We start from the raw sequence: 19050 nt of genomic DNA, 5'->3' as shown, positions 1-19050 counted from the left end.
TATCCATGCCCTGCGCTCCACATCTTCGGTCATGCTTCCCGGCATTTAGGGACAAGCTAACCACTGCCACATGAAATCGTAATTTTCGCTGTCCGGTCCCTCCAGTAAACCAACGATCAGAACTCCGCCGCATCCGCAGAAACTCTCGGGGAGAGCCAGAAAGGGCCGCTGAAATGCCAGTCGAAACAGTAGACACGCTTGTTGTTGGCGGCGGCCAGGCTGGGTTGGCCATGAGCGAGCATCTGAGCAAGTGCGGCGTGCCCCATCTCGTGCTCGAGCGGAGCCGCATTGCCGAACGCTGGCGCTCCGAAAGATGGGACTCGCTGGTTGCCAATGGTCCGGCCTGGCATGACCGGTTTCCGGGCATGGAATTTCCGGATGCCGGTCCCGACACCTTTGTCGCCAAGGAGAAGGTCGCGGATTATTTTGTCGCTTACGCCGACATGATTGCTGCCCCCATCCGTTGCGGCGTGGAGGTCAGGAAAGTACAAAGACTTGTCGGCCGTCCCGGCTTCCAGGTCGAAACCTCGGATGGCACGATCGAGGCCAGGAGCGTGGTTGCCGCCACCGGCGCTTTCCAGCATCCCGTCATCCCGGCGGTCGTTCCCGGGGATGCCGGACCGATGCAGATCCATTCCAGCGCCTATCGCAATCCCGGCCAGCTGCCCGAAGGGGCAGTGCTGGTGGTCGGTTCGGGGTCTTCGGGGGTGCAGATCGCCGACGAACTCCAGCGGGCCGGACGGCGTGTCTTTCTCTCGGTCGGGCCGCACGATCGACCGCCGCGGGCCTATCGCGAGCGTGACTTCTGCTGGTGGCTGGGGGTTTTGGGCAAGTGGGACGCCCAGGCGCCTGCACCCGGCACCGAACATGTCACCATTGCTGTCAGCGGTGCGCGTGGCGGCCAGACGATCGACTTCCGGCGCCTTGCAGGGCAAGGGATGACGCTGGTCGGCCGGACGGAATCCTACAAGGACGGTGTCATGGCCTTCGCACCCGATCTGGCCAAAAATATCGCTCGCGGCGATGCAAACTACATTTCGGTGCTGGACGAGGCCGACGCCTATGTCGCCCGCAACGGCCTCGACCTTCCCGAAGAGCCCGAGGCCCGCAAGATCGGGCCGGACCCACAATGCATGACCGATCCCATTCTCAAGCTGAACCTGGCTGAAGCCGGAATAGGTTCGATCATCTGGGCGACGGGATTCACCGTCGACTACAACTGGCTGAAGGTCGATGTGTTCGACGAAAAGGGCAAGCCCAGGCACCAGCGCGGCGTGTCGACCGAGCCCGGTATCTATTTCCTCGGACTGCCGTGGCAATCGCGCAGGGGATCGAGCTTCATCTGGGGCGTCTGGCACGACGCCCAACATGTCGCCGACCATATTTCCACGCAGCGCAAGTATCTCGCCTACCATGCGTCCGCGAAGCGCGAGACCAAGGTGGCATAGAAACGGCAACTGAGCCGGATGTCCTCGAGCCTGATCCGACGGAGACCAAGATGGCGCATACAAGAATTCGCAAGTTCAACACCAAAGACACCTATCCCGAGCAGAAACTCGACAATGATCTGTGCCAGGCGGTTGTTACGCGTGGCGGCAGGACCGTCTATCTGCGTGGCCAGTGTCCGCAGGATCTCGACACGGCCAGGAATATCGACAGCCACGATCCCGTCGAGCAGACGCACAAGGTCATGCAGAACATCCGCCAGCTGATCGAGGAGTGCGGCGGCACCATGGAGCACCTAGTCAAGGTGGTCGTCTACATCACCGATGTGCGCCATCGCGAGGCGGTTTACCGCACCATGGGCGAATACATCAAAGGCGTGTATCCGGTCTCGACCGGTCTCGTGGTGCAGGCCCTGGCGCGGCCGGACTGGCTGGTCGAGATCGACGGCACCGCCGTCATTCCGGACGATCATAACTCGATCATCCAGGATTAAAGGCGATGACCTTTTCCATTGTCGCACGGTGCGCGCGCACCGGCATGTTCGGGGTCGCGGTATCCTCTTCGTCGCCGGCTGTGGCGGCGCGCTGCGCCTATGCGCAGGCAGGCGTCGGCGCTATTGCCAGCCAGAACGTCACCGATCCGAGGCTGGGGCTGCGGGGCCTCGAATTGCTGGCGCGCGGCGCTTCGGCCGCCGAAGCGGTTGCCATCCTGAAGCGCACCGGCGCTTATCCCGAATACCGGCAGGTGCTGGCGGTCGATGCCGCCGGAACGACCGCGATTCATTCCGGGCCGAAGGCACTTGGCATCTGGGCGGAGGCGCGTGCGGAAAATGTCGCCTGCGGCGGCAACATGCTGGCCCATGACGGCGTGCCGCAAACCATGGTCGAGGCCTTCCTGGCATCGGAAGGGCATCTGGGCGACCGCCTCATCGCGACCATGCGCGCCGCGCTGAAAGCCGGCGGCGAGGCCGGCCCTGTCCATTCCGCCGGTTTGAAGCTGGTGCGCGAGGTTGCGTGGCCGGTCGCCGATCTGCGCTGCGACTGGACCGACGACTGCCCGATCGAGCAATTGGCTGCGCTGTGGGAACTCTACAAGCCTCAGCTCGACGCCTATGTGACCCGCGCGATCAATCCATCCGATGCGCCGAGCTACGGCGTGCCGGGCGATGAATAGTCAAGACAGGGATCACCTGAGATGAGCGAGCTCAGCCACAAGGACTGGATCGGCAAGGCGTCCGCGCTCCGGTTTCGCGACAAGGCGTTCATCGACGGCAAGACGGTTGCGGCGCGCTCGGGCCGAACCTTCGCCAGCGTCAATCCGGCAACCGGCGAGGTGCTGGCCGAGGTGGCGTCCTGTGGCGAGGAAGATATCGACCTGGCGGTTGCCGCCGCACGGCGCAGCTTCAATGCCGGTGTCTGGTCGCGGACCAGCCCGGCGCACCGCAAGGAAGTCTTGCTGCGGCTGGCGCAATTGCTGCGCGAAAGCCTGCATGAGCTGGCCCTGCTTGAATCGCTCGACATGGGCAAACTCGTCAAGGATGCAGCCTCGGTCGACGTGCCCGGATCGGCCGCGATCTTCCAATGGTATGGCGAGGCCATCGACAAGATCTATGGCGAAGTGGCGCCGACCGGCGAGGGCGATCTGGTGCTGGTTCGGCGCGAGCCGCTTGGCGTGGTCGGCGCGGTGGTGCCGTGGAATTTTCCGCTCGACATGGCGACATGGAAGTGCGCGCCGGCGCTGGCGGCGGGCAATTCGGTGGTGCTGAAACCCGCCGAGCAGTCGCCTCTGTCGGCCCTGCTTCTGGCGGAACTGGCTGTTGAAGCGGGCCTGCCGGCTGGCGTGCTCAATGTGGTGCCGGGCCTTGGCGAAACCGCCGGCCAGGCGCTTGGCCGCCACATGGATGTCGATTGCCTCGCTTTCACCGGCTCGACCGCCGTCGGCAAGATGTTCCTGCAGTACTCCGGGCAGTCGAACATGAAGCAGGTCTGGCTGGAGACCGGCGGCAAGAGTCCCAATCTCGTCTTTGCCGACTGCAACGATCTCGATGCGGCGGCCGATATGACGGCCTTCGGCATCTTCTTCAACCAGGGCGAGGTCTGTTCGGCCAATTCCCGCCTGCTCGTAGAACGCGGCATCAAGGATGCCCTGATGGAGAAACTGGTGCAGCGTGCGGCGGCCATGCAGCCCGGCGATCCGCTCGATCCGGCTTCGAAAATGGGCGCGATGGTCGATAACCGCCATGCGGCCAATGTCATGCGGTTCGTCGAGGCCGGCAAGAAGACCGCGCGCCTGGTCGCGGGCGGCGATCTGGTCACGGTCAACGGGCGCGGCAGCTTTGTCCAGCCCACCATCTTCGACGATGTCGCGCCTGCCGATCCGATTGCCCGCGACGAGATCTTCGGGCCGGTGCTTTCGGTCGTCGCCTTCGACGACGAGGCGGAGGCGATCCGTATTGCCAATGACAGCCCATACGGGCTGGCCGCATCGCTGTGGACCGACAGCCTGTCGCGGGCGCATCGCATCGCCAGCCGCCTCCATGCCGGCACGGTTTCCGTCAACACGGTCGACGCGCTGAGCCCGATGACGCCGTTCGGCGGCTTCAAGCAATCCGGCTTCGGCCGCGACCTGTCGCTGCATGCGCTCGACAAGTACACCGCGCTCAAGACGACGTGGATCAAATACTGATGGGTGCCAAGGCTTGATCGAAGCACCCAAACCGGCAACATAGCCAGCCATGCCGCTACGCTTCACGCTCAGACAGCTGGAATATTTCGTCGCCGTGGGCGAGGCGGGTTCCATCGCCAAAGCGGCCGAACAGGTCAATGTATCGCCGCCATCGATTTCAGCCTCCATCGCCCAGCTGGAAACCGAGTTCGGCGTCCAGCTTTTTGTCCGCAAGCATTCGCATGGCCTCTCGCTCACGGCTGGCGGCCGCGTCTTCCTGAAGGAAGCCGCCCGGCTGCTGAACGATGCCGACGCCCTGCATGACGTCGCCGGCGATTTTGCCGAAAAGGTGCGCGGCCCGCTGGCGGTAGGCTGCCTGCTGACGTTCGCGCAAATTGTCCTGCCGGCTTTGCGCATGCGGTTCGAGCGCGCCTATCCCGATGTGCGCGTGCGGCAGTTCGAGCGCAATCAGGGGCAGTTGCTGGAGATGCTGCAACGCGGCGAAATCGACCTGGCCCTGACCTACGATCTCGAACTGTCGCAGGACATGACCTTCGAGCCGCTGATGCTGGTGCCGGCCTATGTCATGCTGCCGGCGGGGCATCGCTTCGCGGCAAAGGCGTCGATCACGACCGAGGAACTAGCAGACGAGCCGATGGTGCTGCTCGACCTGCCGTTCAGCCGCGAATATTTCCTGTCGGCGTTCCACCAGCGCGGAATCCGGCCCAACATTGCCGAGCGCACCGGCGACATCGCCGTCATGCGTTCCATGGTGGCGAACGGCTTCGGCTACGGCATCGCCAATATGCGGCCGCTCAACACGCTGGCGCCGGATGGCAAGCCGCTCGTCTTCGTGCCGCTGGACGGCGACCTCAGGCCCCTGACCATGGGCGTCGCCTTGCCCAGCTCCGAACATCGCACGCAAACCGTCCAGGCGTTCATCGACCACTGCCGGCATTTTGTCGTCGAGCAAGGCGTGTTCGGCGCCGAGCGGGCCGTCGGCCAGGCGGCATTTCCCCAGAAGTAGCGCTCAGTTCGGCGATTCAGCGGAACCCACAGCTGTCCGTCACGCCAGATGAAGCTGCTGGCCGGCAAGCCGCTGCAGCAATTTCTCCAGCATGTCGTCGCAGCGGTGCATCTGCTCGACGCTGACGAATTCGTCCGGCTTATGCCCTTGCGCCATCGATCCCGGTCCGCAGACGACCGTCGGCGTGCCGAGATCGCGGCTGAACAGGCCGCCCTCCGTGCCGAAGGCAACCTTGATGGTGTTGTTGGCGCCGGTCAGCGATTTGACGAAAGCGACGGCCTGCGAACTGGTTGGCGTGTCCAGACCGGGATAGGTGTTGGTGATGTCGATGTCGATCGCCGCCTCGGGCGCGATGGTCGAGGCTTCGAGGGCAATGCGCGCGGCCTGCGCCCGCAGGCGGTCGAGAATCTCGTGCGGATCATCAGCCGCGACATTGCGGATCTCGAAGTCGACCTGGCAGAGGTTCGGTACGATGTTCAGCGCCACGCCGGCGTTGATCTTGCCCGCGTGGACCGTTGTGTAGGCAATGTCGTAGTCGCCGTCGCTGGCGCCATCGCGCACCAGCCGGTCCTGCTCGTGGCGCAGGGCAGCGACGAAGTCGCAGCCGAGATGGATGGCGTTGAGCGCCAGCGGGGCGAGCGCCGAATGTCCCTCGCGGCCCTTGCAGATGGCGCGTGCGGCAAGCTTGCCCTTGTGCCCCGTCGCCACTTGCATGTCGGTCGGCTCGCCGACAATGCATAGCAACGGCCGTTGCGGGGCCGCTCGCAGCATGTCGATCAGGCTGCGCACACCGATGCAGCCTATCTCCTCGTCGTAGGACAGTGCCAGGTGCAGCGGCGTGCGTAGCGTCATTGTCGAGGCCTTGAGACATGCGGCGAGCGCGCAGGCCACAAAACCCTTCATGTCTGCCGCACCGCGTCCGTAAAGCTTGCCGTCGCGTTTCGTCATCTCGAAGGGCGGCAGCGTCCAGGCCTGGCCGTCGATGGGAACGACGTCGGTGTGGCCCGACAGCATGATGCCGGAAGCGTCGGCCGGCCCGATGGTGGCAAAGAGGTTGGCCATATGGCCGTCCTCGCTTCGGATGATCTGGCACGCAATGCCATGCGCGTCCAACAGGTCCGCCACGTAGCCGATGAGGTCGAGGTTCGAGTCGCGGCTCACTGTCGGGAATGCGATCAGCCTTTCAAGGATCTGGATGCTGTCCATGCGTCTTATGTCTCGTTAGCCGTCGGCACTTCTAGCATCGCGTGGCGGCGGCCTTGAAGTCGCATTTGGCTCAGCCGGGATTCACCGGATGCTAATCCAGGCAGATGCGATTAGGCGCGGCCTAATCGACACACAAGAAATCTGTTGTTTTCCAGCGCTTGCCGCAACCTATGAGTAGCTACACGGAATCAACCCACTGGGCTGGCTGGCTTGCGCTTTGGCTCGAAACCATTGTCGGGCATGCTGCAATGCCAAGCTGGAAGGAAGGCAAGTTCCATGCGCGATCCTCGCTACGACATTCTGTTCGAGCCCGTGAAGATCGGTCCTGTGACCGCCAAGAACCGCTTCTATCAGGTTCCGCATTGCAATGGCGGCGGCTATCGCGATCCGTCCGCGGCGGCCGAGATGCGCCGCATCAAATCGGAAGGCGGCTGGGGCGTCATCTTCACCGAGCAGACCGAGATGCACCATACGTCGGAGATCACACCCTTCATCGAACTCAGGCTGTGGGACGACGCCGATATCCCGGCCCTGGCGAAGATGGCCAAGGCCATGCACCAGCATGGCGCTCTGGCCGGCATCCAGCTGGCCTATTCAGGCATCAACGGTCCCAACCTCTACACCAAGGAAGTGCCGCGCGGGCCGTCGGCCATGCCGATCCGCACCTTCACCAACGATCCGGTGCAGGCGCGCGCCATGGACAAGCAGGATATCCGCGATCTGCGCCGCTGGCACCGCAATGCCTTCAAGCGTGCCAAACTGGCGGGCTTCGACCTAGTCTGCCTCTACGGCGCGCATGGCTTCGGCATCATCCAGCACTTCCTGTCCACCGCCACCAACCAGCGCAGTGACGAATATGGCGGCTCGCTGGAAAACCGCTCGCGGCTGATGCGCGAGCTGATCGAAGAGGGCAGGGATGCCATCGGCGACACCTGCGGCCTGACGCTGCGGCTGTCGCTGGACGAGATGATCGGCAAGCTTGGCTTCGCCAATTCCGAAGTGCGCGACATGATCGAGATGCATGCCGACCTGCCCGACCTCTGGGACCTGGCGCATGGCGCTTGGGAGGACTGCTCCGGGCCGTCGCGGTTCAAGGAGGAGGGCGCGCAGGAGAGCCTGGTGTCCGGCATCAAGAAGCTGACCTCGAAGCCGGTCGTCGGCGTCGGGCGCTTCACGTCGCCGGACGTGATGGTGAAGATGATCAAGTCCGGCACGCTTGATTTCATCGGCTGCGCGCGTCCGTCGATAGCCGATCCCTTCCTGCCGAAGAAGGTGGAGGAGGGCAGAATTGAAGACATTCGCGAATGCATCGGCTGCAACATCTGCATCACCGGCGACATGACCATGTCGATCTCGCGCTGCACGCAGAATCCGACTTTCATGGAGGAGTGGCGCAAGGGCTGGCATCCCGAACGCATGCAGCCCAAGGGCGACAGCGACAGCGTGCTGATCGTCGGCGCCGGCCCCGCCGGGCTGGAGGCCGCCCGCGCGCTCGGCCTGCGCGGCTATCAGGTGGCCGTCGCCGAAGCCGGCACCGAGCTCGGCGGCCGCGTGGCGCGCGAATGCCGCTTGCCTGGTCTCTCGGCATGGGGCCGCGTGCGCGACTATCGCCAGTACCAGCTCAGCCAGATGTCCAATGTCGACGTCTATTTCGAAAGCCGGCTGTCGGCGCAGGACATCCTCGCCTTCGGCTTTCAAAACATTGCCATCGCCACCGGCTCGACATGGCGCCGTGACGGCGTGGCGCGCGCGCATGTCGTGCCGATGCCGGTGGACCCGGCCATGCCGGTCTACACGCCGGACGATTTGATGGGTGGCAATGTGCCGATCGGCAGCGTCGTGCTGTTCGACGACGACCACTATTATATGGGTGGCGTTCTGGCCGAGCTGATGGCGCGCCAGGGCGCGAAGGTGACGCTGGTGACGCCATCGGCCTATGTCTCCGACTGGACCCGCAACACGCTGGAGCAGGGTGCCATCCATCGCCGGCTGGCCGAGCTCGGCGTCGAGATCGTGCTGAACCGGACCGTGACGCGCATCGTGCCGGGCGGCGTTGCCACGGCCTGCGCTTATACGGGCAACCAACGTGACATCGCCGCGGACGCTGTGGTGCTGGTGGCGTCGCGCCAACAGGACGATGGCGTCTGGCACGAGCTGAAGGCGCGGCGGGACGAATGGGCCGACAGCGGCATCCGCTCGATCAAGGTCATCGGCGATGCCGAGGCGCCGGGCCCGATCGCCTGGGCTACCTACGCCGGCCACCGCTTCGCCCGCGAGCTGGATGAAGCCGATATCGGCGACGCACTGCCCTTCCGTCGCGAGGTCACGGCGCTGGCGGCGGAATAGGCGCCTGCGTCGCGATCAGCGAATGTCGCGATTGTTCAACTATACCGCATTGCACAATTCTTTCGCTTGGTCACAATACAGGCATGGTCCGAACCGCACTCGCCGTCCTGGTGATCGACGAAAACCGCATCCGCGCCGCGATCATCGAGGCGGGGTTGCGCGAGGCCGGCCATGAGCGGGTCACCGTCATCCATGACGTGACCGGCATTGCGCGGCGGATCGCCGAGATCGAGCCTGACGTCATCGTCATCGATCTTGAAAATCCGAACCGCGACATGCTGGAAAACATGTTCCAGCTGTCGCGCGCGGTGAAGCGGCCGATCGCCATGTTCGTCGACCGCTCCGACCAGGCCTCGATCGAGGCGGCGGTCGATGCCGGCGTTTCGGCCTATGTCGTCGACGGGCTGCGGCAAGAGCGCGTCAAGCCGATCCTCGACATGGCGGTGAGCCGCTTCAACGCCTTTTCACGCATGGCGCGCGAACTGGAAGAGGTTCGTGGCGAACTCGAGAGCCGCAAGGTGATCGATCGCGCCAAGGGCATCCTGATGAAGTCGCGTGGCCTCTCCGAAGAGGCCGCCTACACGCTGCTGCGCAAGACGGCGATGAACCAGAACCGCAAGATCGGCGATATCGCCCAGAGCCTGGTGACCGCCGCCGGGCTGCTGGGATCGGCGGAGGACGAATGACGATGGGCGCCGAGCACCAGATCACCGCCGGCTTCATGCCGCTTTTCGACAGCGCCGTGCTGGTCGCGGCCGGCGAGCTTGGCTTTGCCGAACGGGAAGGCGTCGATCTCACGCTGCACCGAGAGACATCCTGGGCCAACATCCGCGACCGCATCGCCATCGGCCACTTCCATCTCGCGCACATGCTGGGACCGATGCCGCTCGCCTGCAATCTCGGGCTGACGCCGCTTGCTTCTGAGACCATCGTGCCGTTCTCGCTCGGCCTCGGTGGCAATTGCGTCACCATCTCCAACGCTGTCTGGGCCGGCATGATGGCGCACGGCGCGGAACCCGATCTCGACCCGGCGCGCGCAGGTGCCGCACTTGGCGCGCTTATCCGCGAGCGGGCGGTGGCCGGTCACGACCCGCTGCGCTTCGCAGTCGTGCATCCCCATTCCGGGCACAATTACGAACTGCGCTACTGGCTCGCGGCTTGCGGCATCGACCCCAGCCGCGGGATCGAGATCGTTATCGTGCCGCCGCCCTTCATGGCCGATGCGCTGGCCACTGGGCGGATCGACGGCTATTGCGTCGGCGAACCCTGGAACAGCGCCTCGGTTGTCGCCGGCACCGGTCATATCGTCACCGTCAAGGCGCAGATATGGCGCAACAGCCCGGAGAAGGTGATCGGCGTGCGCAAGGCCTGGGCGGACGAGAACCCCGAGGCATTGGCGGCACTGCTGCGCGCGCTGCATCACTCGGCGCGCTGGTGCCAGGATCCGGCCAACCATGGCGAGTTGGCCGCCGTGATGGCGCAGGCCGGCTTCCTCGGCCTGCCGCCTGCGATGCAGATGCCGATCCTGACCGGCCATCTGCAATTGGGTGGCGTGGCGGAGTTGGATATCGACGACTTCTTCCTGCCTTTCGACAAGGCGGCGAACTTTCCGTGGAAGAGCCATGCGCTGTGGTTCTACACGCAGATGGTGCGCTGGGGGCATGTGGCGCACACGCCGGAAAACCTTGCCATCGCCCGCGACTGCTACCGTCCCGACCTCTACCGCTCGGCGCTGAAGCCGCTTGGCGTGGCACTTCCCGGCGCCAATTCGAAGGTCGAGGGCGCGCTCAAGGCAGCGACCGCGGTCGGCGCGACAGGTGCCGGCCTGGTGCTCGGCCCAGACGGGTTCTTCGACGGCCAAATCTTCGATCCCGTCGAGATCGACGCCTACATTGCCAATCAGAAATTGGCGCGCACCGAAGCCTGATCATTTCCGCGCCATTCTTGTGCATTGCACAAAAGTTGTGCGTGCACCTGCGCTGATGAACAATCTTTGGCTTGCTCGCCCGGCGGGCCGGCGCGCCGACGATTGTGTCATCTGCTTGATCTCATTGATGTTTGTCATTCATTCCAAAACTGGCATGGTTCCTGCTTTGCAATAAGCAGACTCTTCTCGGGGTCACGGAACAGGCGTCCAATGGCGGGCGCTACAGGCAAAGCTGCCGCTTAGGTCAACACGCGATCCCGGATGGACGGACGCGCGCGGCCTGGCCGGCGGCTTTTTTGTTTTGATCGAACACGCAATCGACGGCGCTGAACCCAAGCAGTGCCCAACGGGAGACGATGATGACGAAACGCATCAAGACCGAAGCCCCTCTCGAGGGAATGACTCGCCGCAATTTCCTGATGGCAAGTGCTGCCACCGCGGCAACCCTGGTGGCCGCGCGTGCTCTGCTGCCCTCCGGCGCCTATGCGGCGACCGCCACTCCGGAGGTCACCGGCGCCAAGCTCGGCTTCATCGCGCTGACCGATGCAGCACCGCTGATGATCGCCAAGGAGAAAGGATTGTTCGCCAAGTTCGGCATGCCCGATGTCGAGGTGCTCAAACAAGCCTCCTGGGGCGCGACGCGCGACAATCTGATGCTCGGCGGTGCGGCCAATGGCATCGACGGCGCCCATATCCTGACGCCGCTGCCCTACCTCATGCACACCGGCAAGGTGACGCAGAACAACCAGCCGATGCCGATGGCGATCGTGGCGCGGCTTAATTACGACTGCCAGGGCATTTCGGTCGCGCAGGAATATGCCGGCACCGGTGTCGGCCTCGATGCCTCGAAGCTGAAGGACGCCTTCGCCGCCAAGAAGGCCGCCGGCAAGGAGATCAAGGCCGCCATGACCTTCCCGGGCGGTACCCATGATTTGTGGCTGCGCTACTGGCTGGCCGCCGGCGGCATCGATCCCGACAAGGACGTTTCGACCATCGTGGTGCCGCCGCCGCAGATGGTGGCCAACATGAAGGTCGGCAATATGGACGTGTTCTGCGTCGGCGAGCCGTGGAACGAGCAACTGGTCCATCAGGGCGTCGGCTTCACCGCGGCCACCACGGGCGAACTGTGGAAGGGCCATCCGGAAAAGGCGCTCGGCCTGCGCGCCGAATTCATCGAGAAATACCCGAACGCCACCAAGGCGATCCTGATGGCCGTTATGGAAGCCCAGCAATGGTGCGAGGCCAAGGAAAACAAGAACGAGATGGCCGCCATCATCGGCAAGCGGCAATGGATGAACGTGCCTGTCGCCGACATCATCGGTCGCCTCAAGGGCGATATCAACTACGGCAATGGCCGCGTCGCCAACGGCACCGACCTCTACATGAAGTTCTGGAAGGGCGGCGTCTCCTATCCGTTCAAGAGCCACGATTCATGGTTCCTCGCCGAGAACATACGTTGGGGCAAGTTCGCGCCGACCACCGACATCAAGGCGCTGGTCGATCAGGTCAACCGCGAGGATCTATGGCGCGAGGCGGCCAAGGATCTTGGTGTGGCGGCAGCCGACATCCCGGCGTCGTCGTCGCGCGGCGTCGAGACCTTCTTCGACGGCAAGATCTTCGATCCGGCCAACCCGTCCGCCTATCTCGACAGCCTGAAGATCAAGGCCTCGGCTTGACCGCCGCAGACGGCGCATTGCGCCGTTTGTCGCCTCCCTGCGCAAGCGGCGCTCTCGCCGCTTGTCGCAAATCCCGACCACGGAGTTTTTCCCAGACATGTCGATCCAGACTATCGAGGACACAAAGGTGAAGGCGTTCCCCGCGAAACCGGCGGAGGTCATCGCCTTCACCGCCAAGGCGCGGCGGCGCTTCGATCTGCTCGCCATCGCTGGCAAGCTGGCCAGCGCTCTGGTGCCGCCGGCCATCGTCATCGCCCTCATGCTGGTCGTCTGGCAGATCGCCTGCTCGTCACCGACATCGAGCCTGCCGCCGCCGAGCCAGGTGTGGAACGAGGCCTACGATTTGATCGCGCATCCGTTCTTCGACAATGGCCCGCAGGATATCGGGCTCGCCTGGCGCGTGCTGATCTCGCTGCAGCGCGTTGCCATCGGCTTCGGCATGGCGGCGATTGTCGGGGTGGCGCTCGGCGCGCTGGTCGGCCAGTCGATCTGGGCGATGCGCGGCCTCGACCCGGTGTTCCAGATTCTGCGCACGGTGCCGCCGCTGGCCTGGCTGCCGCTGTCGCTGGCCGCGTTTCGCGATTCCAGCCCGTCGGCGATCTTCGTCATCTTCATCACCTCGATCTGGCCGATCATCATCAACACCGCCGTCGGCGTGCGCAACATCCCCGAGGACTACCGCAACGTCTCGCGCATCCTGCGGCTCAACCAGTTCGAATTCTTCATCAAGATCATGGTGCCGGCCGCTGCGCCCTACATCTTCACCGGCCTAAGGATCGGCATCGGCCTGTCCTGGCTCGCCATCGTCGCCGCCGAAATGCTGACGGGCGGCGTCGGCATCGGCTTCTTCATCTGGGACGCGTGGAACTCGTCGCGGCTGCCCGACATCATCGTCGCGCTCGCCTATATCGGCGTCACCGGCTTCTGCCTCGACCGCCTGGTCGCGGCGGTCGGCGCCTTCGTCACCCGCGGCACAACGGCAAAGTGAGGAGAGGGGCGATGACTGCCTATCTGAAACTCGACCATATCGACAAATCCTTTGCCCGTGGCAACCAGGTCAGCGAGGTGTTGAAGGACATCAGGCTGACCATCGACAAGGGCGAATTCGTCTCCATCATCGGCCATTCCGGTTGCGGCAAGTCGACCTTGCTGAACCTGATCGCCGGGTTGACCAAGGTGTCCGCCGGCGCCGTGCTGCTCGAGGACAAGGAGGTCGACAGCCCCGGACCCGAACGCGCGGTTGTGTTCCAGAACCACAGCCTGCTGCCATGGCTGACCGTCTACGAAAACATCAATCTGGCGGTATCGAAGGTCTTCGGCCGTTCGAAGAGCAAGGCCGAGCGGCATGACTGGATCATGCGCAATCTCGACCTCGTGCAGATGGCGCATGCCAAGGACAAGCGTCCGGCGGAAATCTCCGGAGGCATGAAGCAGCGCGTCGGCATCGCCCGGGCGCTGGCCATGGAGCCGAAGATCCTGCTGCTCGACGAGCCGTTCGGCGCGCTGGATGCGCTCACGCGCGCCCATCTGCAGGACGCGGTGATGGACATCCATTCCAGGCTCGGCTCGACGACGATCATGATCACCCATGATGTCGACGAGGCGGTGCTGCTCTCCGACCGCATCGTCATGATGACCAACGGCCCGGCGGCGACCATCGGCGAGGTGCTTGCCGTGCCGCTGGCGCGGCCGCGCCGCCGAGTCGAACTGTCTTCCGACCGCACCTTCCTGCGCTGCCGCGAGGCGGTGCTGAAGTTCCTCTATGAACGCCACCGCTTCGTCGAAGCCGCGGAGTAAGGCCATGACCGAAAAACGCGTCGTCATCGGCAACTGGCAATCTGCATCGGCAATGGGCAATCTACCGCATTGCACAAATATTATGCTGCTGTGCAAGGCATTCTGACTAATCTTTGATCCGCTGCCAGGCTTGGTCAAAAGTCGCGCGGCTGCGATCCACATTGATTTCATTCGATAATCTAGAGCGCTGTCGAATTGGCACGCTTCCTGCTTTTCAGAATACAGGTCCGCAAGGGCCAAGTGACACGGCGTCCAATGGCGGGCGCCACAGGCAAAGCTGCCGCTCAGGTTAATACGCGATCCCGGATGGACGGGCGCGCGAAGACCTGACCGGCGGCTTTTTTTGTTTTGACGCAATCGACGGCGCTGGTCCCACACGGCGCCCAACCGGAGACGACGATGACGAAACGGATCGGAACTGGCGCGTCCCTCGCGGACTTCACGCGCCGCGATTTTCTGGCCAGCAGTGCGCTGACGGCGGCGCTGTTCACCGCGGCACTCCTGCTGTTTCCCGTCGGCGCCAAGATCGAAAGCAGGAACCTGACCGTGGCGCCCCCGGTCTCGTTGCACGCACCGATGCCGCATCGCTGATTCACCCACAAAATATCCGCGGTGCCTCCCACGCCGCAAACCGGAGCCAGACATTGACCGCAAATCTCCCAGCCGCGCCCAGCCAGGACAGTGCTCCCCGGCAGGCGCTTGTGATGTCCACCATCGCCTTCACCGTCTGCTTCGCGGTGTGGACGATCTTTTCAATCATCGGCGTGCGCATAAAGCAGGAACTCGGGCTGAACGAGACGGAGTTCGGCCTGCTGGTCGGCACGCCTATCCTCACCGGCTCGCTCGTGCGGATGGTGCTTGGTGTCTGGACGGACCGTTTTGGCGGACGGCTGGTCTACACCGCGACCATGCTTGCGGCGGCGGTCGCGACGTTCCTGCTGGCTTTCGCGCACACCTACGGGCAGATGCTGATCGCCGCGCTCGGTGTCGGGCTCGCCGGCGGCTCCTTCGCAGTCGGCGTCGCCTATGTTTCGCGCTTCTTCCCCGCCGGCAAACAGGGGACGGCGCTCGGCATTTTCGGTGTCGGCAATGTCGGGGCCGCGGTCACCAAGTTCCTGGCACCGTTCGTGCTTCTCTCCTGGGGCTGGCAGTCGGTCGCGCTGATTTGGGCGGCCGCACTCGTCGTCATGGCTGCCGTCTTCTGGTTTACCACCGGCGACGATCCGGTCATCCGCGAGCGCCGCGCCGGCAAGGCGGCACCGGCGAGAAGCTTCTGGGAGGAATTCGCGCCGCTGAAGAACGTGCAAGTCTGGCGCTTCGCCTTCTACTACTTCTTCGTCTTTGGCGGGTTCGTAGCACTGTCGCTGTGGTTGCCGCGCTACCTGATCGGTGTCTACGGCTTCGGCATCGCGACCACCGGCATGATCGGCGCAGCCTATTCGATCCCGGCAAGTGTCTTCCGCGCCTATGGCGGCGTGCTTTCCGATCGGATCGGCGCTCGCACCGTGCTCTATTGGACCTTCGCGGTGTCGTCCATCGCCACGTTGATCCTGTCGCTGCCGCCCACGGATTATATCGTGCACGGCATTACCGGGCCGATCGCCTTCCACTTCGCCATCGGGCCGGTTGCCTTCATCGCCGTCGCAAGCGTGCTCGGCTTCTTCATGAGCCTCGGCAAGGCAGCCGTCTACAAGCACATACCGGCCTACTATCCAGGCAGCGTTGGCGCAGTCGGCGGTGTTGTCGGGATGATCGGCGGGCTCGGCGGTTTCGTCCTGCCGATTGCCTTCGGCGCGCTCAACGATCTCACGGGCGTCTGGTCGAGCTGCTTCATGCTGCTATTTGTCATCGTCGTCGCTTGCTTTGCCTGGATGCAGTTCAGCATTCGGCGGATGGAGCGCGCGGCATCTTCCGAAGCCCCAGCCCTTTCCTACGCGGCTGAGTGAGACCGGAGCGGATCAGGAATATGACCGAAAAACTCGTCATCATCGGCAACGGCATGGCCCCCGGGCGCATGCTGGAGCATCTCCTGGAAAAGGCGCCCGACCGCTACCAGGTCACCATCTTCAACGCCGAGCCGCGCGTCAATTACGACCGCATCATGCTGTCGCCCGTTCTGTCGGGCGAGAAGGCTTATGAGGAGATCATCATCCACGGCGATGGCTGGTACATCGCCAACAACATCACCCTCTACAAGGGCCACAAGATCGTTGCTATCGACCGGGAGGCCAAGACCGTCACGTCCGATCATGGCGTTACCGAGCCCTACGACAAGCTCGTCATCGCCACCGGCTCGGTGCCGTTCATCATCCCGGTGCCCGGCCACAATCTGCCGGGCGTGCTGACCTATCGTGATCTGGACGACGTCCGGGCGATGATGCTTGCCGCCCAGTCGCGGGCCAAGGCCGTTGTCATCGGCGGCGGTCTGCTCGGCCTGGAGGCGGCAGCAGGGCTGAATGCGCAAGGCATGGACGTCACCGTGCTGCATGTCATGCCGACGCTGATGGAGCGGCAGCTCGATCCCGCCGCCGGATATCTCCTGCAGCGCGCCGTCGAGCAGCGAGGCATCAAGGTCATCACCAAGGCCAACACGCAGGCGATCACCGGCAACGGCAAAGTCGAGCAGGTGGAACTTGCCGACGGCACCATCATTCCGGCGACGCTGGTGGTCATGGCGGTCGGCATCCGGCCGAACGCGGCAATCGCCAAGGAAGCCGGCATTGCCGTCAATCGCGGCATCGTCGTCGATGCCGGCATGCGCAGCAACGATCCCGACATCTATGCGCTCGGTGAGTGCGCCGAGGTCAGTGGCCAGGTCTATGGCCTGGTCGCGCCGCTCTATGAGATGGCACGCGTCACCGCCAGCCAATTGGCCGGCGACGAGGCTGCTGCCTTCGTCCATTCGGACACGCCGACCAAGCTCAAGGTCACCGGCATCGAGTTGTTCTCGCTCGGCGATTTCGCCGACGGCGACGACCGCCAGGAAATCGTGCTGCGCGATGCTTCGGCCGGCGTCTACAAGCGGCTGGTGCTGAAGGACGACCGCATCATCGGCACCGTACTCTATGGCGAGACGGCCGACGGTGCCTGGTTCAACGACCTCAAGAAGAAGCAGACCGACATATCGGAGATGCGCGATACGCTCATCTTCGGCCAGTCCTACCAAGGGGGTGCCCCGCTGGACCCTATGGCGGCCGTTGCAGCCTTGCCGGATGATGCGGAAATCTGCGGCTGCAACGGCGTTTGCAAGGGAAAGATCACGGGCGCGATCACGGCCAAGGGCCTGACCTCGCTCGACGACGTGCGCGCTCATACCAAGGCATCTGCCTCCTGCGGCTCCTGCACCGGCCTGGTCGAGAAGCTGATGGTGCTGACCATCGGCGACAAATACAATCCGGCGGCGGTGCAGCCGATGTGCGGCTGCACGACGCTTGGCCATGACGAGGTGCGCCGGCTGATCAAGGCCAAGAGCCTGAAGACCATTCCGGCGGTCATGCAGGAACTGGAATGGAAGACCTCTTGCGGCTGCGCCAAATGCCGGCCGGCGCTCAACTACTATCTCGTCTGCGACTGGCCGGACGACTATGCCGACGACTACCAGTCGCGCTTCATCAACGAGCGCGTCCATGCCAACATCCAGAAGGACGGCACCTATTCGGTGGTGCCGCGCATGTGGGGCGGGGTGACAAACGCCGCCGAACTGCGCGCCATCGCCGACGTCGTCGACAAGTTCGAGATCCCGATGGTCAAGGTCACCGGCGGCCAGCGCATCGACATGCTCGGCATCCGCAAGGAGGACCTGCCGGCCGTGTGGGCCGATCTCGGCCAGGCCGGCTTCGTCTCCGGCCACGCCTATGCCAAGGGCCTGCGCACCGTGAAGACTTGTGTCGGCTCCGACTGGTGCCGCTTCGGCACGCAGGATTCGACGGGGTTTGGCGTCCGCATCGAAAAATTCATGTGGGGCTCGTGGACCCCGGCCAAGGTCAAGATGGCGGTGTCGGGCTGTCCGCGCAACTGCGCCGAGGCGACCTGCAAGGATGTCGGCGTCATCTGCGTCGACAGTGGCTACGAGATCCATTTTGCCGGTGCTGCCGGCCTCGACATCAAGGGCACCGAAGTGCTCGGCCTGGTCAAGACCGAGGACGAGGCGCTGGAGCATATCGTGGCGCTGACACAGATGTACCGCGAGCAGGGCCGTTACCTCGAGCGCATCTACAAATGGGCCAAGCGCGTCGGCATTCCCGAGATCAAGCGCCAGATCATGGACGATGGGGAGAAGCGCAAGGCCTATTACGACCGCTTCGTCTTCAGCCAGAAATTCGCCCAGGTCGATCCATGGTCGGAGCGCGTGTCCGGCAAGGACAAGCACGAGTTCCGGCCGATGGCCTCGGTCGGCTTTGCGCAGGCGGCGGAGTGATCATGATGAATTGGGTATCGATAGGCTCCCTCACGGACATTCCGCGCCGCGGCGCTCGCTGCGTCGCTACGCCCGAGGGGAAAATCGCTGTCTTCCGCACCGCCGACGATCAGGTCTACGCCATCGAAGACCATTGCCCGCACAAGGGCGGACCGCTCAGCCAGGGCATCGTGCATGGCACGGCCGTGACCTGTCCCTTGCACAATTGGGTGATTTCGCTGGAGACGGGCAAGGCGCTCGGCGCTGACGAGGGCGCGGTGCGGACCATTCCAGTGCGGGTCGAGGGCGAGCATCTGTTCATTGCGCTGGAAGCGCTGGCGAGCCGCGCGGCCTGACACATGGAAATTGAAGAAGCGCGCGAGGTGAGGACCACCTGCCCCTATTGCGGGGTGGGCTGCGGCGTGCTGGCGAAGGTCGCCGCCGGGCCGGCGCATGTGGACACGCCGCCGCCCCAACAAACGGCGCGCTTATGGGGGGTGGGTTCTGGCTGTAGGTTGTGGCGCGACCGCCCTCGTCCAGGGAAGGCCCCAGCCAATCGGCGGCG

General features: G+C 64.1%; 17 protein-coding genes. 16 read left to right on the top strand and 1 reads right to left on the bottom strand.

Features of this window, described 5'->3' with window-relative positions; genetic code table 11:
• Nucleotides 1–173 precede the first annotated feature (173 nt).
• The 5 genes from NKI73_RS18915 to NKI73_RS18895 are packed head-to-tail and all read left to right on the top strand — an operon-like array spanning nt 174 to nt 5137.
• Nucleotides 174–1448, top strand: a complete 1275-nt coding sequence (locus tag NKI73_RS18915) for a flavin-containing monooxygenase (RefSeq protein ID WP_352632277.1) — start codon at nt 174–176, stop codon at nt 1446–1448.
• Nucleotides 1449–1498: 50 nt separating this feature from the next.
• Nucleotides 1499–1939 (top strand): RidA family protein, encoded by a 441-nt coding sequence (locus NKI73_RS18910; RefSeq protein ID WP_352632274.1) that lies wholly within the window; start codon nt 1499–1501, stop codon nt 1937–1939.
• A 5-nt stretch (nt 1940–1944) separates the two neighbouring features.
• Nucleotides 1945–2619, top strand: coding sequence for a DUF1028 domain-containing protein (locus NKI73_RS18905; RefSeq protein ID WP_352632272.1), 675 nt, complete (start codon nt 1945–1947; stop codon nt 2617–2619).
• 21 nt (nt 2620–2640) lie between these two features.
• On the top strand, nt 2641–4131 hold the full coding sequence (locus tag NKI73_RS18900; RefSeq protein ID WP_352632269.1) for an aldehyde dehydrogenase: 1491 nt from the start codon (nt 2641–2643) through the stop codon (nt 4129–4131).
• A 49-nt stretch (nt 4132–4180) separates the two neighbouring features.
• Nucleotides 4181–5137 (top strand): LysR family transcriptional regulator, encoded by a 957-nt coding sequence (locus NKI73_RS18895; RefSeq protein WP_352632267.1) that lies wholly within the window; start codon nt 4181–4183, stop codon nt 5135–5137.
• Nucleotides 5138–5176: 39 nt separating this feature from the next.
• Here NKI73_RS18895 and argE read toward each other — a convergent pair whose 3' ends face one another.
• Nucleotides 5177–6343 (bottom strand): acetylornithine deacetylase, encoded by a 1167-nt coding sequence (gene argE, locus NKI73_RS18890; protein WP_352632264.1) that lies wholly within the window; start codon nt 6341–6343, stop codon nt 5177–5179.
• A 276-nt stretch (nt 6344–6619) separates the two neighbouring features.
• Between argE and NKI73_RS18885 the strand changes: the two genes are divergently transcribed.
• From NKI73_RS18885 to NKI73_RS18835, 11 genes are all read left to right on the top strand, one after another.
• Nucleotides 6620–8689 (top strand): oxidoreductase, encoded by a 2070-nt coding sequence (locus NKI73_RS18885; protein ID WP_352632260.1) that lies wholly within the window; start codon nt 6620–6622, stop codon nt 8687–8689.
• Nucleotides 8690–8772: 83 nt separating this feature from the next.
• Nucleotides 8773–9375 (top strand): ANTAR domain-containing response regulator, encoded by a 603-nt coding sequence (locus tag NKI73_RS18880; protein ID WP_352632257.1) that lies wholly within the window; start codon nt 8773–8775, stop codon nt 9373–9375.
• A 2-nt stretch (nt 9376–9377) separates the two neighbouring features.
• Complete coding sequence (locus tag NKI73_RS18875; RefSeq protein WP_352632416.1) at nt 9378–10616, top strand: CmpA/NrtA family ABC transporter substrate-binding protein; 1239 nt, start codon at nt 9378–9380, stop codon at nt 10614–10616.
• A gap of 359 nt (nt 10617–10975) precedes the next feature.
• Complete coding sequence (locus NKI73_RS18870; RefSeq protein ID WP_352632255.1) at nt 10976–12292, top strand: CmpA/NrtA family ABC transporter substrate-binding protein; 1317 nt, start codon at nt 10976–10978, stop codon at nt 12290–12292.
• A gap of 97 nt (nt 12293–12389) precedes the next feature.
• Nucleotides 12390–13280, top strand: a complete 891-nt coding sequence (gene ntrB / locus NKI73_RS18865; RefSeq protein WP_352632253.1) for a nitrate ABC transporter permease — start codon at nt 12390–12392, stop codon at nt 13278–13280.
• 11 nt (nt 13281–13291) lie between these two features.
• Entirely contained in the window at nt 13292–14089 is a 798-nt protein-coding gene (locus NKI73_RS18860; protein WP_136620067.1) for an ABC transporter ATP-binding protein, read from the top strand.
• A gap of 399 nt (nt 14090–14488) precedes the next feature.
• Nucleotides 14489–14680: a hypothetical protein gene (locus tag NKI73_RS18855; protein WP_352632251.1), complete on the top strand. Its 192-nt coding sequence runs from the start codon at nt 14489–14491 to the stop codon at nt 14678–14680.
• 113 nt (nt 14681–14793) lie between these two features.
• On the top strand, nt 14794–16035 hold the full coding sequence (locus NKI73_RS18850; RefSeq protein ID WP_502905634.1) for an MFS transporter: 1242 nt from the start codon (nt 14794–14796) through the stop codon (nt 16033–16035).
• Between the two features lie 20 nt (nt 16036–16055).
• Entirely contained in the window at nt 16056–18506 is a 2451-nt protein-coding gene (gene nirB, locus NKI73_RS18845) for a nitrite reductase large subunit NirB (protein WP_352632247.1), read from the top strand.
• Nucleotides 18507–18511: 5 nt separating this feature from the next.
• Nucleotides 18512–18841: a nitrite reductase small subunit NirD gene (gene nirD / locus NKI73_RS18840; protein ID WP_352632414.1), complete on the top strand. Its 330-nt coding sequence runs from the start codon at nt 18512–18514 to the stop codon at nt 18839–18841.
• A 3-nt stretch (nt 18842–18844) separates the two neighbouring features.
• The coding region (locus NKI73_RS18835) for a hypothetical protein (RefSeq protein ID WP_352632245.1) at nt 18845–19050 on the top strand (206 nt) is incomplete at its 3' end.

The sequence above is a fragment of the Mesorhizobium sp. M0496 genome, from assembly GCF_040321205.1.
Lineage (GTDB): Bacteria > Pseudomonadota > Alphaproteobacteria > Rhizobiales > Rhizobiaceae > Mesorhizobium.
This window is presented reverse-complemented; position numbering and strand designations above follow the sequence as displayed.